The sequence below is a fragment of the Castellaniella defragrans 65Phen genome (assembly GCF_000612685.1).
Lineage (GTDB): Bacteria > Pseudomonadota > Gammaproteobacteria > Burkholderiales > Burkholderiaceae_B > Castellaniella > Castellaniella defragrans.
Genome location: NZ_HG916765.1, coordinates 898,464 through 923,246, shown reverse-complemented (window position 1 = coordinate 923,246; position 24,783 = coordinate 898,464). Strand labels below are relative to the sequence as shown.

26 protein-coding genes and 1 tRNA gene are annotated in these 24,783 nt (G+C 69.1%); 6 read left to right on the top strand and 21 right to left on the bottom strand.

Annotation, left to right across the window (positions count from 1 at the left end; all coding sequences use genetic code 11):
* Positions 1-60: 60 nt before the first annotated feature.
* Positions 61-1,032 carry a formyltetrahydrofolate deformylase gene (gene purU / locus BN940_RS04095; protein WP_084330506.1) on the bottom strand — a complete coding sequence of 324 codons (972 nt, stop codon included), beginning with the start codon at positions 1,030-1,032 and terminating at the stop codon, positions 61-63.
* Positions 1,025-1,903, bottom strand: a complete 879-nt coding sequence (locus tag BN940_RS04090) for a methylenetetrahydrofolate reductase (protein WP_052355593.1) — start codon at positions 1,901-1,903, stop codon at positions 1,025-1,027. Before BN940_RS04090 ends, purU begins: the two co-directional genes overlap by 8 nt.
* Positions 1,904-2,153: 250 nt before the next feature.
* On the opposite strand from BN940_RS04090, the gene BN940_RS04085 reads away from it, so the two are divergent.
* A complete protein-coding gene (locus BN940_RS04085) occupies positions 2,154-2,906 on the top strand; it encodes a GntR family transcriptional regulator (RefSeq protein ID WP_043685803.1) in 753 nt (250 codons plus the stop codon).
* A gap of 60 nt (positions 2,907-2,966) precedes the next feature.
* Positions 2,967-3,788 carry a GTP cyclohydrolase FolE2 gene (gene folE2 / locus BN940_RS04080; RefSeq protein WP_043680436.1) on the top strand — a complete coding sequence of 274 codons (822 nt, stop codon included), beginning with the start codon at positions 2,967-2,969 and terminating at the stop codon, positions 3,786-3,788.
* 74 nt (positions 3,789-3,862) lie between these two features.
* Here the strand turns inward: folE2 and BN940_RS04075 are convergent.
* Positions 3,863-3,947: transfer RNA gene (locus BN940_RS04075), tRNA-Leu, on the bottom strand.
* Positions 3,935-5,080 (bottom strand): GlxA family transcriptional regulator, encoded by a 1,146-nt coding sequence (locus BN940_RS18290; protein WP_084330505.1) that lies wholly within the window; start codon positions 5,078-5,080, stop codon positions 3,935-3,937. Before BN940_RS18290 ends, BN940_RS04075 begins: the two co-directional genes overlap by 13 nt.
* A gap of 230 nt (positions 5,081-5,310) precedes the next feature.
* On the opposite strand from BN940_RS18290, the gene BN940_RS04060 reads away from it, so the two are divergent.
* Positions 5,311-6,699 (top strand): L-serine ammonia-lyase, encoded by a 1,389-nt coding sequence (locus BN940_RS04060; RefSeq protein WP_043680428.1) that lies wholly within the window; start codon positions 5,311-5,313, stop codon positions 6,697-6,699.
* A 108-nt stretch (positions 6,700-6,807) separates the two neighbouring features.
* On the opposite strand, the gene BN940_RS04055 is transcribed toward BN940_RS04060, so the two are convergent.
* Entirely contained in the window at positions 6,808-7,143 is a 336-nt protein-coding gene (locus tag BN940_RS04055) for an STAS domain-containing protein (protein ID WP_043680425.1), read from the bottom strand.
* Positions 7,144-7,398: 255 nt separating this feature from the next.
* On the opposite strand from BN940_RS04055, the gene BN940_RS04050 reads away from it, so the two are divergent.
* The 3 genes from BN940_RS04050 (at position 7,399) to BN940_RS04040 (ending at position 10,325) form a co-directional block, all read left to right on the top strand.
* A complete protein-coding gene (locus BN940_RS04050) occupies positions 7,399-7,974 on the top strand; it encodes a BspR family type III secretion system anti-sigma factor (RefSeq protein ID WP_043680423.1) in 576 nt (191 codons plus the stop codon).
* 202 nt (positions 7,975-8,176) lie between these two features.
* Positions 8,177-9,490, top strand: coding sequence for an IS1380 family transposase (locus BN940_RS04045; protein WP_043680420.1), 1,314 nt, complete (start codon positions 8,177-8,179; stop codon positions 9,488-9,490).
* 217 nt (positions 9,491-9,707) lie between these two features.
* Entirely contained in the window at positions 9,708-10,325 is a 618-nt protein-coding gene (locus BN940_RS04040) for an RNA polymerase sigma factor (RefSeq protein ID WP_052355592.1), read from the top strand.
* Positions 10,326-10,398: 73 nt separating this feature from the next.
* On the opposite strand, the gene BN940_RS04035 is transcribed toward BN940_RS04040, so the two are convergent.
* From BN940_RS04035 to sctI, 16 genes are all read right to left on the bottom strand, one after another.
* On the bottom strand, positions 10,399-12,948 hold the full coding sequence (locus BN940_RS04035; RefSeq protein ID WP_043680406.1) for a hypothetical protein: 2,550 nt from the start codon (positions 12,946-12,948) through the stop codon (positions 10,399-10,401).
* A gap of 16 nt (positions 12,949-12,964) precedes the next feature.
* Positions 12,965-13,423, bottom strand: coding sequence for a type III secretion system chaperone (locus tag BN940_RS04030; protein ID WP_043680403.1), 459 nt, complete (start codon positions 13,421-13,423; stop codon positions 12,965-12,967).
* 94 nt (positions 13,424-13,517) lie between these two features.
* On the bottom strand, positions 13,518-15,500 hold the full coding sequence (gene sctC, locus BN940_RS04025; protein WP_084330504.1) for a type III secretion system outer membrane ring subunit SctC: 1,983 nt from the start codon (positions 15,498-15,500) through the stop codon (positions 13,518-13,520).
* A 31-nt stretch (positions 15,501-15,531) separates the two neighbouring features.
* Positions 15,532-15,930 (bottom strand): CesT family type III secretion system chaperone, encoded by a 399-nt coding sequence (locus BN940_RS04020; RefSeq protein WP_043680401.1) that lies wholly within the window; start codon positions 15,928-15,930, stop codon positions 15,532-15,534.
* 4 nt (positions 15,931-15,934) lie between these two features.
* The gene (sctU, locus tag BN940_RS04015) at positions 15,935-16,987 is read right to left on the bottom strand and encodes a type III secretion system export apparatus subunit SctU (protein WP_043680398.1); all 1,053 of its coding nucleotides are present in this window, start codon (positions 16,985-16,987) and stop codon (positions 15,935-15,937) included.
* A complete protein-coding gene (gene sctT / locus BN940_RS04010) occupies positions 16,984-17,784 on the bottom strand; it encodes a type III secretion system export apparatus subunit SctT (RefSeq protein WP_043680396.1) in 801 nt (266 codons plus the stop codon). Before sctT ends, sctU begins: the two co-directional genes overlap by 4 nt.
* A gap of 13 nt (positions 17,785-17,797) precedes the next feature.
* A complete protein-coding gene (sctS, locus tag BN940_RS04005; RefSeq protein WP_043680393.1) occupies positions 17,798-18,064 on the bottom strand; it encodes a type III secretion system export apparatus subunit SctS in 267 nt (88 codons plus the stop codon).
* A 7-nt stretch (positions 18,065-18,071) separates the two neighbouring features.
* Entirely contained in the window at positions 18,072-18,752 is a 681-nt protein-coding gene (gene sctR, locus BN940_RS04000; protein ID WP_043680390.1) for a type III secretion system export apparatus subunit SctR, read from the bottom strand.
* Entirely contained in the window at positions 18,749-19,816 is a 1,068-nt protein-coding gene (gene sctQ, locus BN940_RS03995) for a type III secretion system cytoplasmic ring protein SctQ (protein ID WP_043680386.1), read from the bottom strand. The genes sctR and sctQ overlap by 4 nt, the downstream gene beginning before the upstream one ends.
* A 22-nt stretch (positions 19,817-19,838) precedes the next feature.
* Positions 19,839-20,402, bottom strand: coding sequence for a hypothetical protein (locus BN940_RS03990; RefSeq protein ID WP_043685794.1), 564 nt, complete (start codon positions 20,400-20,402; stop codon positions 19,839-19,841).
* A 2-nt stretch (positions 20,403-20,404) separates the two neighbouring features.
* Positions 20,405-20,911, bottom strand: a complete 507-nt coding sequence (locus BN940_RS03985) for a type III secretion protein (protein ID WP_043680384.1) — start codon at positions 20,909-20,911, stop codon at positions 20,405-20,407.
* Complete coding sequence (gene sctN, locus BN940_RS03980; protein ID WP_084330503.1) at positions 20,908-22,245, bottom strand: type III secretion system ATPase SctN; 1,338 nt, start codon at positions 22,243-22,245, stop codon at positions 20,908-20,910. Before sctN ends, BN940_RS03985 begins: the two co-directional genes overlap by 4 nt.
* A 15-nt stretch (positions 22,246-22,260) precedes the next feature.
* Entirely contained in the window at positions 22,261-22,899 is a 639-nt protein-coding gene (locus BN940_RS03975; RefSeq protein WP_043680381.1) for an HrpE/YscL family type III secretion apparatus protein, read from the bottom strand.
* Positions 22,869-23,507 (bottom strand): SctK family type III secretion system sorting platform protein, encoded by a 639-nt coding sequence (locus BN940_RS03970; protein WP_043680379.1) that lies wholly within the window; start codon positions 23,505-23,507, stop codon positions 22,869-22,871. Before BN940_RS03970 ends, BN940_RS03975 begins: the two co-directional genes overlap by 31 nt.
* Positions 23,504-24,349 carry a type III secretion system inner membrane ring lipoprotein SctJ gene (gene sctJ, locus BN940_RS03965; protein WP_043680377.1) on the bottom strand — a complete coding sequence of 282 codons (846 nt, stop codon included), beginning with the start codon at positions 24,347-24,349 and terminating at the stop codon, positions 23,504-23,506. The genes BN940_RS03970 and sctJ overlap by 4 nt, the downstream gene beginning before the upstream one ends.
* Positions 24,349-24,774, bottom strand: coding sequence for a type III secretion system inner rod subunit SctI (sctI, locus tag BN940_RS03960; RefSeq protein ID WP_043680375.1), 426 nt, complete (start codon positions 24,772-24,774; stop codon positions 24,349-24,351). The genes sctJ and sctI overlap by 1 nt, the downstream gene beginning before the upstream one ends.
* Positions 24,775-24,783 lie beyond the last annotated feature (9 nt).

Sequence of the window (24,783 nt, the reverse complement as noted above, 5' to 3'; positions counted from 1 at the left end):
CTTACCTTTGGTGTGAAGCCTGAGGACAGGCGAAGATGGGGAAAGCCGGCGGCCGGGCTTTCAGAACACGACGGTTTTTCTGCCGTTGAGCAGGATCCGGTCGTCGAGGTGGTGGCGCACGGCGCGCGCGAGCACCCGGCGTTCGATGTCGCGCCCCTTGCGCACCAGTTCGTCGGGGGTGTCCGCGTGGCTGATGGGCTCCACTTCCTGGATGATGATGGGCCCCTCGTCCAGGTCCGCCGTCACGTAGTGCGCGGTGGCGCCGATCATCTTGACGCCGCGGTCGTAGGCCTGGTGATAGGGACGCGCGCCCTTGAATCCCGGCAGGAAGCTGTGGTGGATGTTGATGCAGCGGCCTTCCAGCTGCGCGGCGAAGCCGTCCGACAGGATCTGCATATAGCGCGCCAGCACCACCAGCTCCGTCCCGGCATCCTCGATGAGGCGCATCATCCGCGCTTCCTGCCGGTCCCGCTGCCCCGGCTCGATGGGCAGGTGATGGAAGGGAATGTCGCCGATCAGCGGGATGTCCAGGGCATCCCTGGGGTGGTTCGACAGCACGCCCACCACCTCCATGTTCATCTCGCCGACCCGGTAGCGGTAGAGGAGATCCGCTAGGCAGTGGTTCTGGGCCGACGCCAGGATCATGACGCGCCGCCGTTCGCTGCGCGCCCGGATGCGCCAGTGCATGTGCCGCGCCGCAACGGTCTGGGGAAAATCGCGGATCAGGTCCTGCACGCCGGCGCCCTGGCCCAGCTCGAACAGGACGCGCATGAAGAACCGTCCCGAGTCCAGGTCGTCGAACTGCTGCGCTTCGAGGATGTTGCCCCCGTGGCGGGCCAGGGTGCCGGTCACGGCGGCCACCAGCCCCGGCTCGTCGTCGCAGGAAAGCGTCAGGGCGTAGGCGTGGCGCGTGCGCGCCGGGTACGGTTCGCGCGCGAAGGCGCTTGCCGTCGGGGATGAAGGACCGCCGTACGCCACCGGGACGGCGGGTTCCGGTACGGGCCGGATCGGTGCATCGAGCGAACTATCCATGCTGGGCCTCATGAAAGGAGCGGATCCAGTCGATGGTCTGCTGGAAACCGCCGAAGGTGTAGTAATGCAGGCCGACATCGCGGATGCCGGCGGCGTGCAGCCCGGCCGCCAGATCGGCGATCAGTCCGCCGGGGCCGGCGGAGCGGATCATGCGGGTGAGCGACAGGCCGTAGCGGCTCATGGCGCGCGCCGAGGCGCTGACGCCGCAGCGGGCGGCATAGCGCATCAGGGTGGCGATCTTCGCCGGGCCGGCCACACCCACCCGGACCGGGCAGCGGATGCCGCGCCGGCGCACTTCTGTCAGCCATTCGACGATCACGCCCGGCTCGAAGCCGAACTGGGTGACGATGAAAGGCCGCATGCCGCGCGCCTCGATGGCTTCGCACTTGGCCTGCAGCGCGGCCCAGAGCCGGTCGGACGGAATGGCCGGATGGCCTTCCGGATACCCGCCGATGCCGACCTCGCGGATGCCGTGGCGTTCCAGCAGGCCGGTTTCGATCAGGTCCAGCGCGTCGCGGAAAGGCCCGAGCGGACGATCGGGATCGCCGCCCACGACGAACACGCGATCGACCGCGGCGGAAACCGCGAGGGCTTCGATGAAGGACTCGGCCTCCCGGACGCCGGCCATGCGGCGCGCCGACAGGTGGGGCACGGGCACGAAGCCCAGGCTCCGCAGGACCTGGGCCGCCCGCAGCCGCGCGGGGTAGTCCTCGCCGGGCAGGAACGTGATCGAGAAGGCCGTGCCCGGACGCAGCGCACGGACGGCCGCCTGCGCCTGGTCCACGCCGCCCGCCGTGACTTCCAGCGAATAGTCGGACAGCCCGGAGGCGGCTTCCTCCAGGACTTGCGAAGGGGCGGCTTGCAGCTCCATAATGAGGTCTCCTCGTTCTTGTATACAGGTAGCATACAAGTAAATTTTCCCCCTGTAAATGCTCCCGATCCCGGGGCGGCCGCAGCCGGCTTCCGGCCCGCGCCGGGCCCGGCGCGGGCCACTCCGGAGCGCCATGCAACCTATAATCTTCTGCGATTGGATCCCCTTCGCCCCCGCGGCCGGCGGCGCCGGACGCCCGGCCGCCGCCCCGGCCAGCATCCGGTCCAGGCCGGAATTTCATTTCATGGTCATGACTGATTCCACACAGACACTCCCCAGCCAGACGACGCGCGCCCTGCTGGAGCTGCGCAACCTGATCCTCAACGGCGAGCTCGCATCCGAGGAGCGGCTCTCCGAACTCACCGTGGCCGCGCGCCTGAACGTGTCGCGCACGCCGGTGCGCGCCGCCCTGCAGCGCCTGGCCGAGGAAGGCCTGCTCGAGGAGATCGTCGGCGGCGGCTACGCGGTCAAGACCTTCACGGAACGCGACGTGCAGGACGCCATCGAGCTGCGCGGCACGATCGAGGGGATGACGGCGCGCTTCGCGGCCGAACGCGGCGCCTCGCCGATGCTGCTGGCCAAGGCGCACGAACTGATCGACGCGGTCGACGAGATCCTGCGCCAGGAGGAGGTCTCGGAAGAGGACTTCGAGCGCTACATCCAGATCAACGAGCAGTTCCACAAACTCCTGATCGTCATGTCGGACAGCGAGCTGCTGGCGCGCGAATTCAACCGCATGACGCGGCTGCCGTTCGCCTCGCCCAGCGGTTTCGTCAAGGCGCAGGTCCGCGCGCCGCACGCCCATCTGATCCTGACCCTCGCGCAGGAAGGCCACCGGGCCGTCATCGAGGCCATCGAACTGCGCCAGGGGCAGCGCGCCGAGGCGCTGATGCGCGAGCACGCGCGCCTGGCGCTGCGCAACCTGCGCTATGCGCTCGCCGACGCCAAGGCCATCAAGCGGATCCACGGCGGCGCGCTGATCAGGACGGTCGTGGACATCTGAGCCTGCCGGTGTCCGGCCACCTTGTATACAATGTGCTCAGGACTCCAGGGGAACCGTCTCATGAACGCACTGCCCGATTCTTCCATCGCGTCGCTGGTGGACGTGCAAAGCCAGGCGGATCCCCGCCAGGTCGCCATCCAGCAGGTGGGCGTGCGCGGCGTGCGGCATCCGGTGCGCGTGGCGGCGGATGCCGGCGCTGCGCAGGAGACCGTGGCCCGGTGGACGCTGACGGTCGCCCTGCCCGCGGAAAAAAAGGCCACGCACATGTCGCGCTTCATGGAACTGCTGGCGGCCCACCGCCACGAGGCGATGAAGCCGGCGCGCCTGTGCGCCATGGCCGAATCCATGCTGGACCTGCTGCAGGCCGGCGCCGGCGACATCACGGTGGATTTCCCCTACTTCATCGACAAGGCGGCGCCGATGACCGGCGCGCGCAGCCTGATGGACTACCAGGTGGGCTGGGAAGCGCACGCCCGGCAGGGCCGGCGCACGGATTTCAGCCTGCGGGTCGTGGTCCCGGTGACCAGCCTGTGCCCCTGCTCGAAGGCCATTTCCAGATATGGCGCCCACAACCAGCGCTCCCAGGTGACGGTCCGGCTCGACTACGCCGCCGCGCCGGCGCTCGACCTGGACCGCCTCATCGGTGACATCGAGGCGTGCGGCTCGTCCCAGCTCTGGGGGCTGCTCAAGCGCGCCGACGAGAAGTTCGTCACCGAGCAGGCCTACGAAAACCCGAAGTTCGTCGAGGATCTGGTGCGCGACGTGGCCATCGGGCTGCGGCGGCTGTCCGGCGTGACGGCGTTCGAGGTGGCCGTGGAGAATTTCGAGTCCATCCACAACCATTCCGCCTACGCGGTGGTGCGGGGCGGGCCGCAGGCATGAGCGGCGAGTGAGGCACGGCGCGGCCGTGAGCGGCAAAAAGCCGTTTCCACGAGCATGGAAACGGCTTTTCCAAATGGTGCCCGGGGCCGGAATCGAACCGGCACGCCTTGCGGCGGGGGATTTTGAGTCCCCTGCGTCTACCAATTTCACCACCCGGGCGGGGTCGGCGCGAGAGAGACTCGCGCCGCGAAAGGACCATCATTATACGGTGTTTTCCTGGGGGTCCCGGCGGCCCGGACCCTGCCCGCCCGGGCCCCGCGCACCCGGCCCGGCGCCCGGATCTTCCGGACCTTCGGGCCCGCTCCGCCCCGCCCGCCCCTGCCCGCCCGGCGCCAGGCGCCGGGCGCCATGCCGTGCTCGGCGCGGAAGACCCGGCCCATGTGGGCCGCGTCGGAAAAGCCGCAGTCGGAGGCGATGGCGGCGATGCTCTTGCCGGTGTGGCGCAGCATCCAGACCGCCTGGCGCAGGCGCACGCCGCGGGCATAGGCCTGGGGCGTGGTGTCCAGGTGCTGGCGGAACAGCCGCTGCAGCTGGCGCGGGGACAGGCCCAGGCGGTCGGCCAGCTCGCCCAGGCTGGGAATCTGGCCCGCGTACTGCTCGATGACCAGGGCGGCGCGGCGCAGGGCGGGCGGGCTGTCGGCCGGAACGCCCTGCGGCGGGGGCTGGATCTGCCCGCCCCGCCCTCCTTCCGCGTCGATCTGCAGGCCGCGCAGGGCGCGCCGGATGTCGGCCTGCGGCAGATGGCGGCGCAGGATGCGCACGGCGACGTCGGTGACGGCGGTGCCGCCGGCGCAGGTGATGCGGCGCCGGTCGAACACCGCGGGCCGGTCGGTGACGATCCGCTCGGGCGGGATGGCGGGGAAACGGTCGGCGAAGTCGCGGTACTGGTCGCCGCCGACGCACAGCCGATGGCCGGCGAGCACGCCGGCCCGGGCCAGGACATGGACGCCATTGCCCAAACCGACCAGATGGCGCCCGCCGCGCGCCGCCTGGCGCAGCCAGGCAAGCAGCGCCGGGCCGGCCTCGGCCGCGGGCGGCAGCGGACCACCCACGACCACCACGTAGTCGAAGCGCAGGGGATCGCCCAGCAGGTCGGTGGGCACGACCTGGATGCCGCTGGCCGAGCGCACGGGAATCAGGGTGCCGGCCACGACTTCCCAGGCGCAGGGGCCCGCCGTGCCGGTCTGGGCGTCCAGCAGGCCCAGCAGATCGGCGAACGCGGCGAAGGTCCCCATGGCGAACTGCGGCAGCAGGACGAAGCCGATGCGCAGGCGGATGTCGTTTTTGTTCATGATCGAGGAATTTTATGACGCATACATTCTATTCTTGCTCATGTTGTCCAACCTGAACTCTACCCGAAACAGCACGGTAATGAGCCAATGGACATCCTATTCCTGATGGATGTCGTTTTCATTCAATCAAGAATCCGCCAAATCACTAGAATCCGAGGAAACGCTCCCCGGCCGCGCGCCGGGGACGCGAGGCAGCCACACGCACCATCACGCGCACAAGGAGGACGATCATGGCGCTGTCGGTCTTCGACATTTTCAAAATCGGCATCGGGCCTTCCAGCTCGCATACGGTGGGGCCGATGCGCGCCGCGCGCAATTTCGCCCGCAATCTCGACGCCCGCGGGCTGCTGCCCTGGGTGGCCAGCCTGAACATCCATCTCTACGGCTCCCTGGCCGAAACCGGCGCCGGCCACCGCACCGACATGGGCATCATGCTGGGCCTGATGGGCGAGGCGCCGGACACGGTCGATCCGGCCGCCATCGGCGCGCTGGTCGATGCCGTGGCGCGCGACCACCGCCTGACGCTGTGGCGCAGCCGCACGATCGACTTCGATCCCCGGCGCGCGTTCTCGGGGCGGGTCAAGCCGATGCCGGAACACCCCAACGGCATGCGCTTCGTCGCCCTGGACGCCGACGGCGACACGCTGCTCGACGAGCGCTACGTATCGATCGGCGGCGGCTTCATCCGCGCGCTCGACAGCATCGAGACGGACGAGACCGTGCCCGAGCACGCGCCCATGCCCTATCCCTTCTCCACCGGCGCCGAGCTCATGGCGGCCTGTCAGCGCCACGGCCTGACCATCGCCCAGCTGATGATGGCCAACGAATCCACCCTGCGCCCGCCCGCGGAGGTCCGCGCCGGCGTGCTGCGCATCGCCCAGGTCATGGACGAGGCCATCGACCGGGGCTGCGGCCTGCACGGCCCCGTCACCGACGAGATCCTGCCCGGCGGCCTGAAGGTCCGGCGGCGCGCGCCGGCGCTCTACGCGCAGCTGAAGGCGGGGCCGAAGAAAGAGGACGACGTGATGTTCGCCATGGACTGGGTGAACCTCTACGCCATGGCCGTGAACGAGGAAAACGCCGCCAGCGGCCGGGTGGTGACGGCGCCGACCAACGGCGCCTCGGGCCTGCTGCCCGCCGTGCTGCGCTATTACCGCACCTTCGTGCCCGGCTGGTCGGAGGACGGCGTGGTGGACTTCCTGCTGACGGCGGCGGCCATCGGCTTCCTGTACAAGGAAAACGCCTCGATCTCGGGCGCCGAGGTCGGCTGCCAGGGCGAGGTGGGCGTGGCCTGTTCGATGGCGGCGGCGGGGCTGACGGCGGTCCAGGGCGGCACGGTCGCCCAGGTCGAGAACGCGGCGGAAATCGGCATGGAGCACAATCTGGGCCTGACCTGCGATCCCGTGGGCGGGCTGGTGCAGATTCCCTGCATCGAGCGCAACGCGATGGGCGGCAACAAGGCCATCAACGCCTCGCGCCTGGCGCTGCACGGCAACGGCAAGCACCACGTCTCGCTCGACACGGTGATCGAGACCATGCGCCAGACCGGCGCCGACATGAAGTCGAAATACAAGGAGACTTCGCGCGGCGGCCTGGCCGTGAACGTGGTGGAATGCTGATCCACGGCGCGGCTCGCAGGCCGCGCCGATTCCCCCACGGCGCGGCTCGCAGGCCGCGCCGATTCGTCAGGCACCGGGCAGTCCGCAGGGACTGCCCGGTGTCCTGACTCATCCCAGGGCGGCGACGGCGTCGGTGCGGGTCGCGCAGACCTTCAGGATGGCGAGAAAGCCGCTGATCTCGAAGACCTCGCGCACGTTGGGCTGGATGTCGCACAGGATCAGCGCGCCGCCCGCCTGCTTGAGCTTTTTCGCCAGCAGCAGCACGACCCGCAGGCCGGCGCTGGAAATGTAGTCCAGGCGCGCCAGGTCGAGCACGATGCGGTGTTCGCCCCGGTCGACCTGCGCCATGAGATCGGCCTCGAAGGCGGCGGCGTTGGCGCTGTTGACCTGGCCTTCGGGCTGGAAGATGAGCGCGGATCCGGACTTGTCGATGGCAAAGGGCATGGCAGGCTTGGAGGGAGATGGGAAACGGCGTACGATCGGACCTCATCATACGCGAAACGGCGGCCCCATGGCACAGGCAAGCAGACGCCGCCCGCGCACGCGGGCGTCGGATCGGGCGGCGGATCAAAAGTCAATTCCGGCAAGATTCCGGATACACCGGGCCGGAACCTTTGCGCTACCCTGTGTTACTCAGCGTGCAAAGGCCTCTCTTCGCCCGGCGGCCCCGCCATCGCAGTTGCTCGAACCGACTTCCCTATGAATACCCTTCCGCCCGTCTCGTTTCCTTCGCACGAGCTGCCGAACCTGGACCGGTTCGCCGCCGCCACGCGCGGCGCCGAATCGGTCTACATCTCCGTGTCGGGCCAGTCGATGCAGGTGCTGGGCACCGGCACGACGCCGGGCGGGCGCAGCGTGGCCTGGGTCGCCCCCGACGTGGACACCACGCGCCTGTTCACCGCAGCCCTGGAACACAGCTACGGCGCCGGCATCGCCCGCAGCGTGGCGCGCGAACTGGGGCTGGAGCCCAGCCCGGGCAAGCCGCTGTCCTCGCGCACGGTCATGCAGGCACTGGACATGGCGCGGACGGCCAGCCAGGCGCTCTCGGGCGTGGACTTCGTCACGCGCCTGGATTGCTCGGCCAGCGCCCAGGGGACCGGCTTCAAGGCCGCCTGCCAGGCGCTGGGCCTGGATCCATCCGGCCTGGATCCGCAGCGGCGCCAGGACATCGACCGGGCCATGCAGCTCAGGTTCGAGCAGGCGGCCGCCCAGGGCCGCAGTCCCGTGGCGCCCGAAACCGCCCAGGCCTGGCTGCGCGAGCTGCTACGCGCCTGATCCCCTGCCCATTCGCAGCGATCCGCCGGCCCGGCCGGGCCCCGGGAAGCAGGTTCTTATAAACCTAAGGTAATTTCTTGTAAGGCCTCGTGTCCTGGTCTAGCCCGGAAATTTCGTCAGGCGGGTAAAAAGGAATAGGCGATTCCTGCCCGAGGGCTTATGGTTATTGGGTCTCACGCCATACAACCAAAAAGAACCGCCTATGCCAAATCGTACCACTGAAGAACTGGACTTTGGACGCCTTGGACGGCGCCATTTACAGGCCAATTTCCAAGGCGGCGATCTCAGCTCCGACGGCGGGCTGATGCTGCTGCGAAGAATTGATGCGCGCACGGGCCTGTCGCGCATGGCGGCCAAGGCCTTGACCGAGCGCCGGGCCGCTGGCCGCATTCATCACCGCCTGCGCGATCTGCTGGCCCAGCGCCTGTACGGCCTGTGCTGCGGCTACGAAGACCTGAACGACCACGATACGCTGCGCGGGGATCTGCTGATGCAAACGGCTGTTGGGCGAGATCGTGCCCTGGCCAGTTCACCCACGCTCAGCCGCCTGGAGACGGGGGCGACCCGCGCCGATGCGTGGGCGCTGCATGGGGTGCTGGTTGAACACTTCATCGCCAGCTTCGCCACCGCGCCCAGGCAACTGATTCTGGATGTGGATGCCTCGGATATCCCGCTGCACGGCGAGCAGGAGCTCAAGCAGTTCCACGCCTACTACGACCACCACTGCTATCTGCCGCTGTACGTGTTCTGCGGCCAGTCGATGCTGGCCTGCCTGCTGCGCCCCAGCCGCATTGACGGGGCCAGGCACGCGGCGGCGGTGCTGCGCCTGCTGGTGAACCGGCTGCGTCAGGCATGGCCCGAGGTCAGGATCATCATCCGTGGGGACTCGGGGTTCTGCCGTCAGCCGCTGATCCGCTGGTGCGAACGCAGCGGCGTGCAATACATCATCGGCCTGGCACGCAATAAACGGCTTCAGGCGCGCGTTGCGCAGGCCGAGGAAATCCTCAAGGACGGCTACGAGCGCACCGGGCGCAAGCAGCGCCTGGTCAGTGAGTTCACCTACGCGGCCGGGTCGTGGGATCGGCCCCGGCGCGTGCTCACCCGCCTGGAGTACGGTGCCCAGGGCGTGAACCCGCGCTTCGTGGTCACCAACATCCGGGACTGCGATGCCATGCAACTGTACGATCAGCTGTACTGCGCCCGGGGCGAAGCCGAGAACCGCATCAAGGAAGCGCAACTCGATCTGTTCGGTACGCGCGCCAGTTGCCACCGGTTCGCCGCCAACCAGTTCCGGCTGCTGCTGGCGGCCCTGGCCTATACGCTGATGCAGCGGCTGCGCGAGACGGCGCTACGAGGCACCGAACTGGAGCGCGCCAGCGCCGCCACCATCCGGGTGCGCCTGCTGAAGGTCGGTGCGGCCATCGTGCGCAATACCCGGCGGGTCCGCATCCTGCTGGCCTCGCATCATCCGCTGCGCCACGTCTACGCGCACGCCGCGCGCGCCATGGCCCCGTAGCGCCGAGAAAGTGCTGTCCCCGGCACGCGATAAAGCAACGGGGGTAGGGACCATTGCGCCTGCGGTACTGAAAAACAGCTTCCCGCGCCGCCGATCCCCTCCGCCGCGTCGCCGAGGCAGCCGGACTACCGGGAAATCACTTAAACAGGCTTGCTGACGAAATGTCCGGGTTAGAATCCCCTGGATCAGCGCCGCCTCTTGCTCTCCGTCCCGTCCCATGAACCTTCCCTCCGACCCTGACGGCATTGCGCCGGAAACCGCGCGGCAGACAATCCTCCCCGAATCTTCCGAATCTTCCGAATCTCCCAGTCCCGCCGACGAACGCCTGTTCCGCGACCTGGTCCAGGAACACAGCAGCCGCCTGCAGCGTTTCATCGTCCGGCACATCGGCAACATCAGCGAAGCCGAGGACATCGCCCAGCAGGCCTTCACCGAGGCTGCCCGCTCGTACCGGACCTTTCGCGGCGAGTCGCAGCTGTCCACCTGGCTGTACGGCATCGCGCTGAACCTGATCCGCAACCACCTGTCCCGGGCGCCCGAGCGCCGCTACGATTTCGTCGGCGACAGCGGCCTCGACGACCTGGCCGCCGAATCCGTCACCCCCGAGGAAGCCGCCGAGCAGACCCAGTCCATGCGCCTGCTGCAGGAATCCCTGGACGAACTCCCCGAAAGCATGCGCAGCATCCTGCTGCTGGTGGGGCTGGACAACCTGTCCTACGAAGAAGCGGCCGCCCTGCTGTCGGTGCCGATCGGCACGGTCCGCAGCCGCCTGTCGCGCGCGCGCGCCGCCCTGCGCGACCGGCTCGAGCAAAAAGGCCTGACGCTGAATTTCTAGCGCACGCCTGGACTCAACGGACACCTGGATCCAGCGGGCGCCGGCCAGGTCCCGGACCTGGCACGCGGCGCCCTCAGACGCTGTTTTCCGGCGCCAGGACGAAATGATGCCGGAACTGCGGCGGCTCGCTCATGCGGACCTGCAGGCCATCGGGGGACACGGTCAGCGTCACCTGCACCTGCGCCCAGCTGACCGAAGGCTTCATGGCTACCGGGAAATCGTGGCCGTGCCCGTCGGACCCGACGGCGTTCTTGATGGGGATGGACATGGTCCCGCCGACGCGGAAGCTGCCGTCCTCGTTCTTCTCGACGTCGAAATGGAGGCTCCCCGCGCCCACCGGCAGGATCACGGAGCCGTCGTCCAGCCTGAACGGCGAATCCTGGCCCATGGCCTGCAGGCCTTCCAGGATGCACCCGCCCAGCTGCTGGTTCATCAGGCGCGTCAGGGGTTCGGCGCCGGGGCCGGCAACCCTGAACAGGGCATCCAGCGCCTCGCCCATGGCCGGCCCCAGGTCCTCGCCCGACACGCCGTCGGGCCAGGTGGAGCGCACCGGGCTGCCGTCGATGCCCGCGCCCCGCACCGACAGCGAGAGGCTGGACCGCTCGATGCCGTCCACCAGGAAGGACGAGCCGATGGAGAATTCCGTATCCACGCCGCGCACCGGCAGGGTGACCGTGCGCGTGGGGTGGATCCCGGGATCGATGGGCGCTTCCAGGCTGGACGCCATCCGGGCCCGCATCGCGTCGTTCAGCGTCAGGGTCGAGACGCCGGTGTCCGGATCGTAGCGTACGCCGTACTGCTCGACCAGCGAAGTGTGGAACGGGCCGGGCGGCACCTCGGGCGGGATCTTCTCGCCCGGATCGAGCTGGCCGGCGATACGCTCATGCAGGACGTCGATGAGGCCGCCGAGGATGTGCTGGGTGGTGCCGATCCGCTTGAGGGTTTCCTGCCCGCCCTGCACGGAATCCCCCCCGCGCATCAGCACGGCCAGCCCGGAGGCCGCCCCGCGGAACTGCTTTTCCAGTCCCAGCAGGAGGCCCAGGAACTGGCGCGTCCGCTCGCCGGTCGGGCCGCCGCCGGACTCGTCCAGTGTGCCGAACGCCTGCCGGACGGCCTGCCGGACCAGCGCGTGCTGATCCTCCACGCCGGCCTGATCGCCGAAATGGCCCATCCGGTCCAGCTGCTGATTGCGCTGCAATTCCAGCTCGGTCAAATCCCGCAGCTGCCGCATCAGCGCCGGCATGTCGGGCTGATCCACCGACAAGGCCCGCAGCAGGCCGCTCATGCCTTCGGCCACCCGCTGGTCGAGCGCCTCGACACGCGACAGGCTTTCGGAGCGGGCACCGTCCAGGTCCAGCCGCAGGCCGAATTCCGCCAGCGCGCCGCTGCGGCGCAGCCGGCCCAGGGCATGGTCGTCCAGCCGCGCGAGCGAATCCCGCGTCAGCGGTCCTTCGGGATTGGTGTCCGGATCACGCAGCGCCTCCATGGCCCGGGTGACCTGTTCGCGCACGATGCGCGCGGTCCGCGCCGGCAGGGCGCCGTAGGTCCGGCCCAGTTCGCCGACGTGCCGGCTCAGATTGGACAGCGCCCTGGCGATGGCGGCGGTTTCGCCGCCCGCGAGGGCGGTCTCCAGTTCGCGGGTCGGATCCGGCAGCGCCCGATCGACCCGCGCCTGGATTTCCGCATCCAGCGCCTGGCTCAGGCGGTCCAGCATGGTTTCGCCCGGGGAATCCCGGCCGGGCCGGACGCGCTGCGGATCGGGCGTCTCGTGCTGCCGGCCGGGCGCGTCCTCGATGCGCGGGGATTCGTCATCCGGCTCACGGATCTGCGCCAGCGCCTGCCGGGCGCCGGCCAGCCGGTCCGTGTGCAACACCGACTGCAAGACCCCCAGTTCCTGGTCGGACAGGGCCTGCAGATGGATGCCGAGCTTGTCGCCGCCCAGCATGGCCAGGTTTTCCGACAGGCGGGCGAGCCGGCCCTCCAGGGCCTGGCCGTCGACCGGCCGGCCGGCCAGCAGGGTGCGGATCTGCGCCAGGGGCTCCTGCACCGCCTGGCCGGCGACCGCCTGCTCCAGGGCGACGGCGATCTGGTCCAGCAGCAGGGCCGCCTGGGCGCGCAGGCGAGGCGGGTCCACCCGGTCGAGCACCGCCTGGCGGGCCTCGGGATCGCCCAGCACGCCGCTGCGCAGGGCGTTCAAGTCCATCACGCCCAGCTCGCCCAGGTAGGTCTCGAGGGATTCCTTGCCGCCCGGCAGCCTGGACAGGTCTCCGCCGGACAGGTCGCCCAGCCGGGCCAGGCCCTCGGCGATCCGCGAGCAGGACTTCGGATCGCCGGGCGCCCCGGTCAGGCTGCCCAGCAGGTTGCCGATGCGGCGGCTGTTGTCGCGCGCCTGGTCCAGCACGTGGCGCTGCGCCCGCTGCGCGGGGCCGGCGCCGACATAAAAGGCGACCTTGGACAGGAACCGGCCGAAGCGCTGCAGGGCATTGGGGCCGGATGCGCGCGGCGTGGCGCCGGGCCCGGCCTTGAAGCGCAGATTGCCGACCTGGCCCAGGGGACCGGCATCGAGATGCCGCCGCTGCAGGTTCTGGAGGGGGGACTGGACGGGATTGCGGACGCCATTCATGGAGGTCTCCCGGGGATCAGACGCGCAGGCCGAAATCCGGCGGCAGGTCGCCGGGGGCCGGGGCCGGCGCCACATCCCGTGCAGTCCCGTCCAGGCGCCGCAGCCAGTCCGCCGCCACCGCCGCCATGGATTCGACGGTCGCGCGCAGCCAGGCCGTATCGGTGCGCGGCAGTTCCAGGCGGCGCGACAGCAGGAACTCGCCCGTGATCTCGTCCAGGCCCAGGGTCGCGCCCTCGGTGTCGCGGCCGAAGGCGTTCGCGGCCAGCATCCGCCGGAACACGTCGTGGCGGCACATGGGATCGGCGGGCGCCTGGCCGAGCACCACGTAGCAATGCAGGAGATCGGCTTGCGGGTCATGTTCCAGGTGCAGCGCCAGCCCCGACTCGAAAGCGAGGGACGCCGTCCCCGCTTCGTTCAGCGTCAGGGCGACGCCGGTTTCCTGGCCGAAGAGCGCAATCAGGCTGGATGCGTCCATGGGTTTCCTCGCGGTTTGCGGGCGTGGCGGAATGGCCACGCCCTGCACCGGCTCAGTAACGCCGCGGCGCCCGGCGTTCCCTCACGCCGCCGCGTCAGGGCTCGACGGGACGCAGCTCCACATGCACGGCCGGGCCCGCGGCCACGGCGGCATCCCCGCCGCGCGGCACGTCGGCCTCGCCCAGCGCCTTCGATTCGACGTAGGACGGCCCGACCCGCACCGGGCCAGTCACCGCGGCCTCGCGCACGGCGTCGAACCGCACCCGCGTCTGCTGCCCCTGGATCAGATCGAGGTATTCGCCCGCGCTCATGGGCTTGCCGTCGTCCGGCCAGGTGGCGCTCAGGGCCGGACCGGTGTCGCCCGACTGCAGGCGCGGCGGGGCCACGGGATTGCCCTGGATCGACACCACGCGCGGGCGCAACAGGAACAGGCGCTCGCGGCGCTGCATGGTCTTGCTCTTGTTCGAGAACAGCGCGCCCAGCAGGGGAATGTCGCCCAGGCCGGGCACCTTGTCGACCTGCTGGCTGTCCTGGCTGCTGTTGTAGCCGCCGACCAGCAGGGTCTGGCCGTCGCCGACGATGGCCAGGGTGCTGATGCTGCTCTTGCGCACCGTCGGCAGCGCGCCGATCTGGCGTTCGTCCTGGATGCGGCCGTCCTCGATGTCCACCGTGAGTTCGACCCGGCGCAGATCACCGCTGCCCTCGATGTAGCGCGGCGTGACGCGCAGCGAGGTGCCCACCGTGACCGGCGTGACGGTGGCCACGCGCTCACCCGTGGTCTGGATGTAGAACGTGTCCGACAGATCGATCAGGGCGCCCATGTTGTCGGCCGTCAGGATGGAGGGCTGCGACAGGATGTTGGCCGCCCCCTTGGTTTCCAGCGCGTGCAGACGGGCCGCCAGCACATTGCTGATGGACAGCCCCAGCGTCCCCGGCGACAGCGAGGCCGCGCTGTCCACCGGCAGGCCGTTGCTGGGGCTGAGGCCGAAATCGCTGTAGCCGAAGGTCGCGTTCCCGGCCTTCGCGCCCCAGGTCACGCCCAGTTCGCTGACGTTGTCGGAATTGACGTCGACGATCATCGCCTCGATCTCGATCAGGGTGCTGGGCACGTCGAGCTGTTCGATGAGCTGGCGGTAGATGGGAATGCGGTCGGGGATGTCCTGCACGATGATGGCGTTCAGGCGGGGATCGGCCTGCACCGTCGGCTCGCGGAACCGCAGTCCCTGGCCGGAAGCACGCCGCCTGGCGTCCGGCGCCGCCGCGCCGGCCGGACCGTTCGCCCCCGCGGCCGGCGCGCCGCCGGCATCCCCGGCCGGGCCTGCGAACACCGGCGGATTTTCGCGCAGCGGAGCGGCCACCGCGGACAGCGTTTCGTTGTTGGCGCCCGAGCCCGAGCCCAGGATGAGGCTGCGCAGCACCGTCGCCAGGCCGGGCGTGACCACGCTTTGCGTGCGGTAGCTGACGGTGCGGTCGTTGACCGAGGCGTGCTTGAGGCGGAACACCGCCACCTGCTGTCCGCCCGCCCCGAGGGGCAGGGCGGCCACCATCTTCTGCACCAGCCTGACGTAGGCGGGCGGCCCCGAGACCAGGGCGATCCCCTGGTCGGCCAGTTCGCCCCAGCCGAAACGCGGATCGAGCACGCCCAGTTCCAGCAGGGCGTCGCGCAGCGCCGTGATCGAGCTGCCCATGGCGCTGATCGAGCGCGTCACCATGGCGCTGGCGGGGCTGACGAACAGCGTGCCCGAATAGACGAACCAGTTGAAGCCGTAGACCCCGCCCAGGCGGTCCATGAATTCGGTGGGCGTGGCCGTGTTGAACCTGCCGTTGACCGTGCCGGTCACGCCGGGCGCCAGTTCCAGGGCCAGGCTGAAACCGCCCGCGAACTGCCGCAGGACGCTCTGCAGGCTTTCGTTCTCGGCGTAATAGCTGTAGGCCGCCAGAGGCCAGCCGGGCGCGGCCCGGGCGGCCGTCCCGGCCAGGCACAGGGCCAGCGCGCAGGCAGGAATCCAACGTTTCAACACAGCGTATCCTCCCCGTGTCGCATCCCGCGTCCTCTCCCTTTCACCGGGTCGCCCCATGCGCCCTCCCGGACGCCGCGCGCCAGCCCCCTCATGCCGCCCGCCGGGCCGTGCCGGTCCAGAACGACAGGGCGTTGGCGAAGCGGCCCACGGCCTCTTCCACGTCGCCCGTGTCCGCATCGGGCCGCACCATCTGCTGCAGCCACAGGGCATCCTCGTCCGGATCGACCACGCAGGCCGAAGCGTGGCGACTGAGCATGCCGGCGGCCTGCCGGCCGATCTCGGACAGGAACCGTTCGCGCGCCAGGCCGTCGGGCGGCAGGGTGCACAGCCGCGCGCTGATCGCCAGCCAGCCGTTGCGGGCGCCCTGCAGGTGCACGCGGTACTTGTCGTCGACCAGGACCGTGAGGCGGCCGTCGGCGCGCACGCCGTCGGAGACGCCCAGGCGGGCCGCATAGTCCGCGATCAATGGATGGGATGGGATGTTCATCGTTCTACTCCGGTGATTCCGCCGCCAGCTTGCGCACCAGGCGCAGCACTTCGGCGACGGGTTCGATGAGTTCGCTGGGGATGTACTGATCCGGCTGGGCATCGGCCATCAGCGCCCGCGCCAGGGGAATGTTCTGCATGACGGGCACGCCCGCCTCGCGCGCGGCACGCATCATTTCCGCCGCCAGGGTGCCTTCGCCCTTGGCGAGCACCACGGGCAGCGGCGTCTCGTCCGGATCGTAGTACAGGGCGATCGCCAGGTGCGTCGGATTGGTCACCACCACGGTGGCCTTGCGCGCGCTGTGGACGGCGCCCTGCATGACCATTTCCTGGTGCAGGTGCTTGCGCTTGCCCTTGATGTGGGGGTCGCCTTCCATTTCCTTGTATTCCTGCTTGACCTCTTCCTTGCTCATCATCAGCTGCTTGCGATGCTGCATGCGCTGCCAGACGAAATCGGCCAGGGAAATGATGACGTAGGCGATCGCCACATGGACGATCAGCGTGCGCAGCATGCCGCCCACCCCCATCTGCAGGCCCGCCAGGCCGCTGTGCGGCACGGACATCAGCTGCGGCAGCGCATCGCGCACCACCAGCGTCACCAGGATCGACAGGAAGGCGATCTTGAACGCCGACTTGAGGAATTCGACCAGGTTCTTCTTGGAAAAGATGTTCTTGATGTTGCTGGCGGGGTTGAGCTTCTGTCCGGAAGGGATGAGTTTCTTGAAGGCCAGCACGATACCGACCTGCAGGAACTCGCCGAACATGCCGATGCCCAGCACGATCAGCACGAAGGGCAGGACCAGCGCCAGGGCCTCGTTCAGGGTCGCTTCCAGGGCGGTCTTGAGCGCAAGCTCGAAGGGCATGCCCGTCAGGGTCGAGGGCACCAGCAGGATTCGCCCCAGCGACTCGATCAGGTTCGATGCATTGCCCAGCATGTAGCCGAACAGGGCCAGGATCAGCAGGGTCTGGGTGAAATCCTTGCTGTGCGCGACATCGCCCTTCTCGCGGGACTCGCGCAGCCGCTTGGCGGTCGGCTGTTCGGTCTTCTCTCCGCTCATGGAAGCCTCCATTGCTCGTCGAGGAAAGGCAGGATGCCCGGAATGCCGCGCACGGTATCGCCGGCATATTCGAACAGCGTGCTCATGTACAGCACGAGCACCAGCAGCGCCAGGGCGCTCTTGATGGGCATGGCCAGGAAGAACACCTGCAGTTGCGGCGTGAAGCGGCTGACCAGGGCCAGGCCCAGCTCGGCCAGGAACATGGCCACGACGGCCGGCGCGGCGAACAGCAGCACCAGGCGCATGAAGCGGCTGAGCTGGTCGAGCATGAGCGGGATGCTGTCGGCCCGCAGAACCGGCGACCAGGACCACAGGTCCCACAGGCGGAAGCTGTCGTACAGCAGCGTCAGCATCAGCGTGAAACCGCCGCCGACCAGGAAGAACACCAGGAACGCCTGGTTGAAGAGGATGCCCAGGGGCGAGGAATCGTTGCCCGTGGCCGGATTGATGACGGCGCCCAGGCTGGCCCCGCGCTGGTTGTCGATGACGAATCCCACCGCCTCGAAGATCCAGAAGGGCAGCGCCACCATGAACCCCAGGACCAGGCCGACGAAGACTTCCTTGGTCATCAGCAGCAGCAGGCCGATCGTGCCGAGGTCCAGTTCCGCGTAGCGCGGCATCAGCATGGGCACCAGCACCAGGCCCAGAGCGGCGCAGATGGCGTAGCGCAGCAGGCCCGGCAGTAATTGCCGGTTGAACAGGGGCAGCATGCTGCACATGGCGAGCAGCCGGGGTTGCGTCAGCGCCCAGGCTCCCAGGAACATGTGGATTTCTGCAGTGGCTGCGCCGTTGAACATGTCGTGCCCGTCCTCAGTGTATTTTGTGGAACAGGTCGAACACCGACACGGCGTAGTTGTAGAGCTCGCCGCTGAGCCAGCGCGCCGTGAGCAGCAGGGTGGCGAACACGGCGATCAGCTTGATCGCGAAGGACAGGGTCTGTTCCTGGATCTGCGTCAGCGCCTGGAACAGCGAGAACAGCGTCCCCACGATGGCCGCCACGGCGATCGGCGGCAGCGACAGCCACAGGGTCAGGTAGAGCGCCTGGGTCATGTAGGAGACAATGTCGACGGTACCCATGCGCGCCTCAGGAATAGGACAGGACCAGGCCCTGGATCAGCCGCGTCCAGCCGTCGATCATGACGAACAGGAACAGCTTGAGCGGCATGGAGATCGTGACCGGTGACACCATCATCATGCCCATCGCCAGCAGGATGTTGGACACGATCAGGTCGATGATGACGAACGGCAGGTACAGCAGGAAACCGATCTGGAACGCCGCCGTGAGCTCCGACACCAGGAAAGCCGGGATCAGCACGATCATGTCGTCCTGGCGCAGTTCGCGCGCCTGAGCCTCGCCCCAGAGATGCCGGGCGGTGCGCACGAAGAAATCCCGCTGCTCGGGCCGGCTGTTCTTCAGCATGAAGGCGCGCAGGGGCTCGGTGCCGCGCGCCACGGCATTCAGCATGGCCCCGACCGGGTCGGCGCGCGGTTCAGCGGTGGCCGACAGGCTGGCCGGCTCGCCCACGGCGCGCAATTCGTGCCCGACCTGCATCACGACCGGCCCCATGACGTAGGCCGACAGGATCACGGCCAGGCCGTAGAGCGCCATGTTGGGGGGCACCTGTTGCACTCCCAGGGCATTGCGTACCAGTGCGAACACCACGGCCAGTTTCAGGAAGGACGTGGTCATCACGGCGGCCAGCGGCAGCAGCGCCAGCAGCGCCAGCGCGATGGCCAGGCTGATGGGATCGAAATTGCCGCTCATGCCCCGCCCTTGCCCAGGGTGCCGACACGCACGCCGATGCGGCCATCGACCTCGACCAGCTCGCCGGTGCCGACCAGCGCGCCATTGGCGCGGATCATGACCGGGCCGTCCGACAGCGGCCGCTGCAGGTCGAACACCGCACCGGGCTGCAGCTGGCGCAGTTCAGCCAGCGTCATGGCGCGGTCGCCCAGGTCGAAGGTCAGCCGCACCGGAATGGCGTCGAGGTCCAGCGGCTCGGCGGATGGGGCTTCTTCGGCGGAAGGAACGGTCTGATTCATGAGGGAAGTCCAGCCTTGGGTCACGAGATAGGAGGAATGTTCGGCGCGCACGCGCAGGCCCTGGCCCTGCGGAATCCCCAGCCACAGCTCGCCTTCGGGCCCGACCAGGTATTCGTCCAGCAGGATGACGTCGCCGCTGCCCAGGGTGCGCAGTTCGGCGGCCGGCAGCGAGGCGCGCCCGATCTCGGCGCGCAGGCCGACCGGCAGGGCCGATTCGTCGACGGCGCCGACGGCGCCGGGCGGCAGCCGGTCCAGCAGGCCGGCCAGCAGCATCAGCCCCAGGTCGTCGGACTCCAGCACCGCCAGCACGGTCTCGCCGCGTGCTTCGGCGCGGGCGGCCAGAGTCCAGGCGTGCGGCAGCTCCGCCTGCCGGGGCTCGGCCAGGACACGCACTGCCCCGCCGGCCAGGGCCGGCGACAGCGCGGCCACCGCCTCGGCCAGCAGGGTTTCCAGGGCCGCCGCCTGCAATGCTGCGGGCAGTTCGCCCACGCCAAGGCCAGGCAACCGCGCATCGGCCCAGGCCGCCAGGGCAGCCGGCGGCAGACTCAGCCGCAACGCGGCCCCCGCCCATTCCAGGTCGGCCCGGTGGCTGGCGGCCTGACGCAGGGCCTGCGGCACGCCCGGCGTCAGGCCCACGCGCCAGGCAACGGACACAGCCTCGGCGCCTTCGGGCGCCGGCATATCCACCCGCAGGTCGGCGCCGCGGGTCGCGACCAGCGTCAGCGCCTGGGCCTGGTTGGTGGTCAGGCGCGGCAGGGCGGCGGTCCGGGCGGTCAAGGGATTCATTGCATCCATGAAACGGTCTTGGTCATGCGGCCGCAGCCGCTTCGAACAGGCAGGGATCTTCGGGATCGTCGGTGCTCACCCGCACCAGGACGGCACGCGCCAGGGAATGGGCGAGTTCCTGGGCCAGCACCGGCGCACAGCGATTGAGGGTTTCGCGCGAGGCCTCGCTGGCGCAGGCGAACGCGGCCACCAGGCGGCCATCTTCTTCATAAACGGACACGGTCACGCCTGGCAAGACTTCGGCCTTCAGGTCCAGGCGCACTTCGCGTCGACCGCTGCTGCCATCGCCCACCAGCATGCGGTCGGCCGCCTCGCTCAGCGCCTGCGCCAGGCCATCCGGGGCCGCAACCGGCGCTTGGGTTTCGGCGGGCGCCAGGGCGCCGGAAAGCAGGACGAACGGCTTGGGGGTATCGGCCGAAGGTTCCGGACTCTCTGCCGGCGGCCCGCCATCCCGGGCCAGGGCCTGCTCGAACGCCTGGCGATCCGCGTCGGACGCCTCGCGGCGCGATGCGCCGGCGCCCTGCTGTCCCAGGTCCGGCATGCTCCGGGCCATGCCGATGTCCAGATCGATGCGTCGTTCAGTCATGGTCATGCGGGCTCATAGTCATCATGCTGCAGCCAGTCTTCGCGGTCGCGCGCGACGGATGCGGCTTCTTCCATTTCCAGGTCTTCCTTGCGCTCCAGTTCGCGCAGTTCCTCGGCTGCGTGCAGGCTGGCCAGCTGGACGAATTTCTCGACCATGCGCGAGGCTTCGCGGTGGGCTTCGCGGCACTGGGTCAGGGTCTCGGCCTCGCGATGTGCCTGATTTTCGGCCTCCTCGACACGGGTCTCGCGGTCCTGCTCACCCTCGCGCAGGCCGGCCACGTTCTCCAGCACGTCCTCGATCTCGCTCGCCCTCACCAGGCGGCTGCAGAGGTCCCGGTACATGTCCAGTTCCCTTTGCTCGGACCAGCGACGGTATTCATCCAGATGTTCAACCGCCTGGAGCCGCAGGCGTTCGGCCTCGGCCAGCACCTGGCGCTGCCGCATCATGGCCAGCTCCGCCTGGCCCTCGCGGAAGCGCTTGATGGCGATCAGTTCGCGAAATACGTTCATCCCGCGCTCTCCCCGACGATCGAGGCCATGGCTTCGATCGCTTCCGGCAGGGTCGAATGCTCATCGGTCTTCTGACGCAGGAACCGATTGATGGCGTCGATCTTGTCGATGGCCTCGTCCGTGACGGGGTCTCCGCCGCGCTTGTATTCGCCGATCTTCACCAGCAGCTCGACTTCCTGGTACTTGGCCATCAATTCGCGCATGCGACCGGCGAGCCGCTTGTGCTCGTCGCTCACCACCGCGTTCATGACCCGGCTGGCCGAGGCCAGCACGTCGATCGCCGGATAATGGTTGGCCGCGCCCAGCTTGCGCGACAGCACGATGTGTCCGTCCAGGATGGAACGCGTCTCGTCGGCGATGGGCTCGGTCATGTCGTCGCCCTCGACGAGCACGGTATAGAGTGCCGTGATCGAGCCGTGCTCGTTCATGCCGACCCGTTCCATGAGCTTGGGCAGGGTCGCGAACACGGATGGCGGGTAGCCCCGGCGCGTCGGCGGCTCCCCCGCCGCCAGGCCGATCTCGCGCTGCGCGCGGGCGAACCGCGTGACCGAATCCATCAGGAAAAGCACTCGCTTGCCCTGGTCGCGGAAATATTCCGCGATCGCCGTGGCAACGTAGGACGCCTTGGCGCGTTCCATCGAGGACTTGTCGCTGGTGGCGCACACGATGACGCTCTTGCGCCGTCCTTCCGGGCCAAGCTCGTGTTCCAGGAATTCGCGCACTTCCCGGCCCCGCTCGCCGATCAGCGCCACCACGGTCACGTCCACGTCGGCGCCCTTGACCAGCATGCCCATCAGCGTGGACTTGCCGCCGCCGGCCGCCGCGAAGATCCCCATGCGCTGGCCCTCGCCGCAGGTCAGCACGCCGTCCAGCGCCCGCACGCCGAGCTCCAGCGGCCTGTCGATGATGCGGCGCTTGAGCGGATCGGGCGCCTCGGCAAACACCGGGTAGAACTTGCTGGCCTCCAGCGGGCCGCGTTCGGCCTCGTCCAGCGGCCGGCCCAGGCCGTCGAGCACCCGGCCCAGCAGCCCCGGACCCACGGGCACCATGTGCGCCCGGCCGGTGGGAATGACTTCCGTCGCGGAAGAAATGCCATACATGTCGCCCAGCGGGGTCAGCAAGGCCGCATCCCGGGCAAAGCCCACGACTTCGCCTTTCATCTCGAAATCCTCACCCGGGTTGCGCAGGATGCAGACTTCGCCGACCTTGACCGTGGGCACGACGGCCTTGATGATGGTGCCGATGACCTGGGTCACGCGGCCCTTGATGCGCAGGGTCGGCGTGTCGTGCAGTGCCATTTCCATCATTTCGGTGATGTAGTCGAACTGACGCACGGCTTCGTCTCCGCCCTAGACCCGGCTGCCCAGCGTGCGCTGGAACGCGTTCTGCAGGGCCGCGACCTGCCCTTCCAGGCTGGCCTCGACCATGCCGATCTCGCTTTCCAGGATGCAGGCGCCCTGCGCCAGCCGGGCGTCGGCCAGCAGGTCCAGGTAGCCGACACCGGGATATGCGGCCAGGATGTCGTTGATCCGCGCCCGCACGGTTTCAACGTCGTCGGGGTGCAGCCGCAGGGTCATCTGCTTCTGGTTGCGCACCACGGCCAGCACGTTGCGCACGACGATCATGACTTTCTCGCGGTCGTCGAAGCCGTCGACGACCTTGCGCACGGCCGACATGACCAGGTCGACCATCTCGTTTTCCACGCCCGCGAAATAATCGATGGTGCGCCCGACGGTTTCGATCATCTTTTCGGCCTGGTCGAGCAGGGCTTCCTGCTTGCCGTCCTCGTAGCCACGGCGGCGCTCGGCCTCGAACGCTTCCTGGGCGCCGGCCAGGATGGCGTCGGCCTGCGCGCGGGCCTCGTCCAGGAGCGTCTGCGCCTGGACCAGGGCGGCATGCTCGGCCGCGCGCAGCACACGGGCCGCCGGGTCGAGCTCCACCGTCAGGGTGCGCGGATTCAATGCGCCGCGGGAAACGAGGAATGCCATGTCGGTTCGATCCGTTCAAGGACTGCCAGGGACAGGGCCAGCGGTGCCGGGCAGTCATCCGGCGCATCGCCGGCCGGCTCGTCTGCCAGCCTGAGTTCGGCGCGCAGGCCGAGTTCCGGCCCCGCCGCCTGGAAAACGGCGCGCAGCGCCGCTCGTCCGATCCGATCCACCTGACCGGCCAGCGCCGCGATGGGGCCGTCGTCCCGATCCGCCGGCCGGGTCCAGGGCCCGGTCTCGGCATGCCGGGCGAAGTCCAGCACATCGGATCCCAGGGCGGCCGCCAGCTCGCGCACCTGGCTGCCCGCCACGATCCGGCGCAGTCTCTGCGCACAGCGGGCGGCGCCCACATGCCGCGCGAGGCGAGCCAGCCGGTCCGGAGGCAGCAGCGCCAGGGCGAGTTCGGGGCGGTCCGCATCGAGCACCGGGCGATGATGCAAGTCCAGCCGGCGCAAAATCGCGCTCGACCAATGCCTGTGCCAGGCGGCTGCGCAGGCCGCCGGCACAGGCCGGGAAGGCGCGCCGAAAGCCGCGTGCCGGCTGGGATGGAGCGAGAGGCTGGGCAGGAGATTGAATTCCAGCAGCCGCGCGCCGAACAGGGCGGTGCTCATTCGGAGCCCTCGGGCGCCGGCTCACGCCTCGCCTGGCCGGCGGGTTGCCGGGATGCGATGCCCGGCAGCGTCCAGCCTCCGCGCCACAACAGATAGCCCAGGCCGCCCGCCAGGACCAGGACCAGCACGGCCAGCACGGCCAGGAGCAGGCCGAGCCCGCCGGCCGAAGCCTGCGAGACCTGGAATCCCAGGACCGAAGCCAGGACCGGCGCCTCGTGCCCAGCCGTGCCGGGCTGGGCGGACACCAGGACGATCGAAACCCGATCCTCGGTCAGGCCTGGGATGGCGTGCGTGACCAGCTGGCGGATCTGCGGCTTGAGCGCGTCGAAGGAATAGCCGATCCGGTGCTTGATGAAGACGGCCGCCGTCGAGGGCGTGGCGGCTTCGCCGATCTCGCCCCGCTCGGGCAGCACCACATGCACGCGGGCAGCCAGCACGCCGTCCATCTGTGACAGGGTGTTGGTGAGTTCCTGGGACAAGGCATAGATGTACCGGGCGCGCTCTTCCAGGGGCGAGGACACCAGGCCTTCTTTGCGAAAGATCTGCCCCATGCCGTCGAAGCGCTCGCGCGGCAGCCCCTGGGAGCGCAGGATGTCCAGTGCGCGGGCCACCTGGGCGCCGTCGACCGACACGGCGACGCCTGCCTTGCTGGAGACTTTCTCGGCATGGATGCCGGCATCCAGCAGGACCGACAGCAATTCGTTGGCCTCGCCTTCGCTGGCTGAAGAATACAGGGTGACGCTGGATCCGCAGGCCGCCAGGAACGACAGTGCCAGGGCGGCCAGGGCCAGCCGCAGGACACGGAAAGGGGAATGAGAGGAAGGCGGAAGTGAAAGAGCCATCAAGACATCCTGACCATCGTATCGATATTCTGAGTGGACCGCGCCACCGCCTTGCCCACCAGTTCGTACTGCACCGAGACCTGCAGCAGTTCGGTTTGCAGCCGCAGCATGTCGCTGACCGCGGGCCGCGTCCCCAGTCCATCCATGCTGTGGGCAATATCCTGCCACTTGCCCGAGAAATCGGTCGCCATGCTGCGCAGGCCCGAAAGGATCTGTCCTCCCAGGGTGGGCACGGCATCCGGCAATGGCGCGGCAAAGGCCGATTGCAGGGCCGCGGGCACGCTGCCGAGCTGGGGCTCCAGCGGCGCATTCATCAAGGCATTGAAACGTTCGGTCGCCAGGCTGGCCGGCTCGGCGCGTGCCGCTGGAGTGGCGGCGGGAAGCGCCTGGGCACCCAGGGCGGCGGTCAGGGCAGCGATTTCCATGGTGTGACT

Excerpts from the sequence above, each read along its gene's own strand:
- purU (WP_084330506.1), bottom strand. The coding sequence starts at position 1,032 with ATGGATAGTTCGCTCGATGCACCGATCCGGCCCGTACCGGAACCCGCC.
- BN940_RS04090 (WP_052355593.1), bottom strand. The coding sequence starts at position 1,903 with ATGGAGCTGCAAGCCGCCCCTTCGCAAGTCCTGGAGGAAGCCGCCTCC.
- BN940_RS04085 (WP_043685803.1), top strand. The coding sequence starts at position 2,154 with ATGACTGATTCCACACAGACACTCCCCAGCCAGACGACGCGCGCCCTG.
- folE2 (WP_043680436.1), top strand. The coding sequence starts at position 2,967 with ATGAACGCACTGCCCGATTCTTCCATCGCGTCGCTGGTGGACGTGCAA.
- BN940_RS18290 (WP_084330505.1), bottom strand. The coding sequence starts at position 5,080 with ATGAACAAAAACGACATCCGCCTGCGCATCGGCTTCGTCCTGCTGCCG.
- BN940_RS04060 (WP_043680428.1), top strand. The coding sequence starts at position 5,311 with ATGGCGCTGTCGGTCTTCGACATTTTCAAAATCGGCATCGGGCCTTCC.
- BN940_RS04055 (WP_043680425.1), bottom strand. The coding sequence starts at position 7,143 with ATGCCCTTTGCCATCGACAAGTCCGGATCCGCGCTCATCTTCCAGCCC.
- BN940_RS04050 (WP_043680423.1), top strand. The coding sequence starts at position 7,399 with ATGAATACCCTTCCGCCCGTCTCGTTTCCTTCGCACGAGCTGCCGAAC.
- BN940_RS04045 (WP_043680420.1), top strand. The coding sequence starts at position 8,177 with ATGCCAAATCGTACCACTGAAGAACTGGACTTTGGACGCCTTGGACGG.
- BN940_RS04040 (WP_052355592.1), top strand. The coding sequence starts at position 9,708 with ATGAACCTTCCCTCCGACCCTGACGGCATTGCGCCGGAAACCGCGCGG.
- BN940_RS04035 (WP_043680406.1), bottom strand. The coding sequence starts at position 12,948 with ATGAATGGCGTCCGCAATCCCGTCCAGTCCCCCCTCCAGAACCTGCAG.
- BN940_RS04030 (WP_043680403.1), bottom strand. The coding sequence starts at position 13,423 with ATGGACGCATCCAGCCTGATTGCGCTCTTCGGCCAGGAAACCGGCGTC.
- sctC (WP_084330504.1), bottom strand. The coding sequence starts at position 15,500 with ATGGGGCGACCCGGTGAAAGGGAGAGGACGCGGGATGCGACACGGGGA.
- BN940_RS04020 (WP_043680401.1), bottom strand. The coding sequence starts at position 15,930 with ATGAACATCCCATCCCATCCATTGATCGCGGACTATGCGGCCCGCCTG.
- sctU (WP_043680398.1), bottom strand. The coding sequence starts at position 16,987 with ATGAGCGGAGAGAAGACCGAACAGCCGACCGCCAAGCGGCTGCGCGAG.
- sctT (WP_043680396.1), bottom strand. The coding sequence starts at position 17,784 with ATGTTCAACGGCGCAGCCACTGCAGAAATCCACATGTTCCTGGGAGCC.
- sctS (WP_043680393.1), bottom strand. The coding sequence starts at position 18,064 with ATGGGTACCGTCGACATTGTCTCCTACATGACCCAGGCGCTCTACCTG.
- sctR (WP_043680390.1), bottom strand. The coding sequence starts at position 18,752 with ATGAGCGGCAATTTCGATCCCATCAGCCTGGCCATCGCGCTGGCGCTG.
- sctQ (WP_043680386.1), bottom strand. The coding sequence starts at position 19,816 with ATGAATCCCTTGACCGCCCGGACCGCCGCCCTGCCGCGCCTGACCACC.
- BN940_RS03990 (WP_043685794.1), bottom strand. The coding sequence starts at position 20,402 with ATGACTGAACGACGCATCGATCTGGACATCGGCATGGCCCGGAGCATG.
- BN940_RS03985 (WP_043680384.1), bottom strand. The coding sequence starts at position 20,911 with ATGAACGTATTTCGCGAACTGATCGCCATCAAGCGCTTCCGCGAGGGC.
- BN940_RS03975 (WP_043680381.1), bottom strand. The coding sequence starts at position 22,899 with ATGGCATTCCTCGTTTCCCGCGGCGCATTGAATCCGCGCACCCTGACG.
- BN940_RS03970 (WP_043680379.1), bottom strand. The coding sequence starts at position 23,507 with ATGAGCACCGCCCTGTTCGGCGCGCGGCTGCTGGAATTCAATCTCCTG.
- sctJ (WP_043680377.1), bottom strand. The coding sequence starts at position 24,349 with ATGGCTCTTTCACTTCCGCCTTCCTCTCATTCCCCTTTCCGTGTCCTG.
- sctI (WP_043680375.1), bottom strand. The coding sequence starts at position 24,774 with ATGGAAATCGCTGCCCTGACCGCCGCCCTGGGTGCCCAGGCGCTTCCC.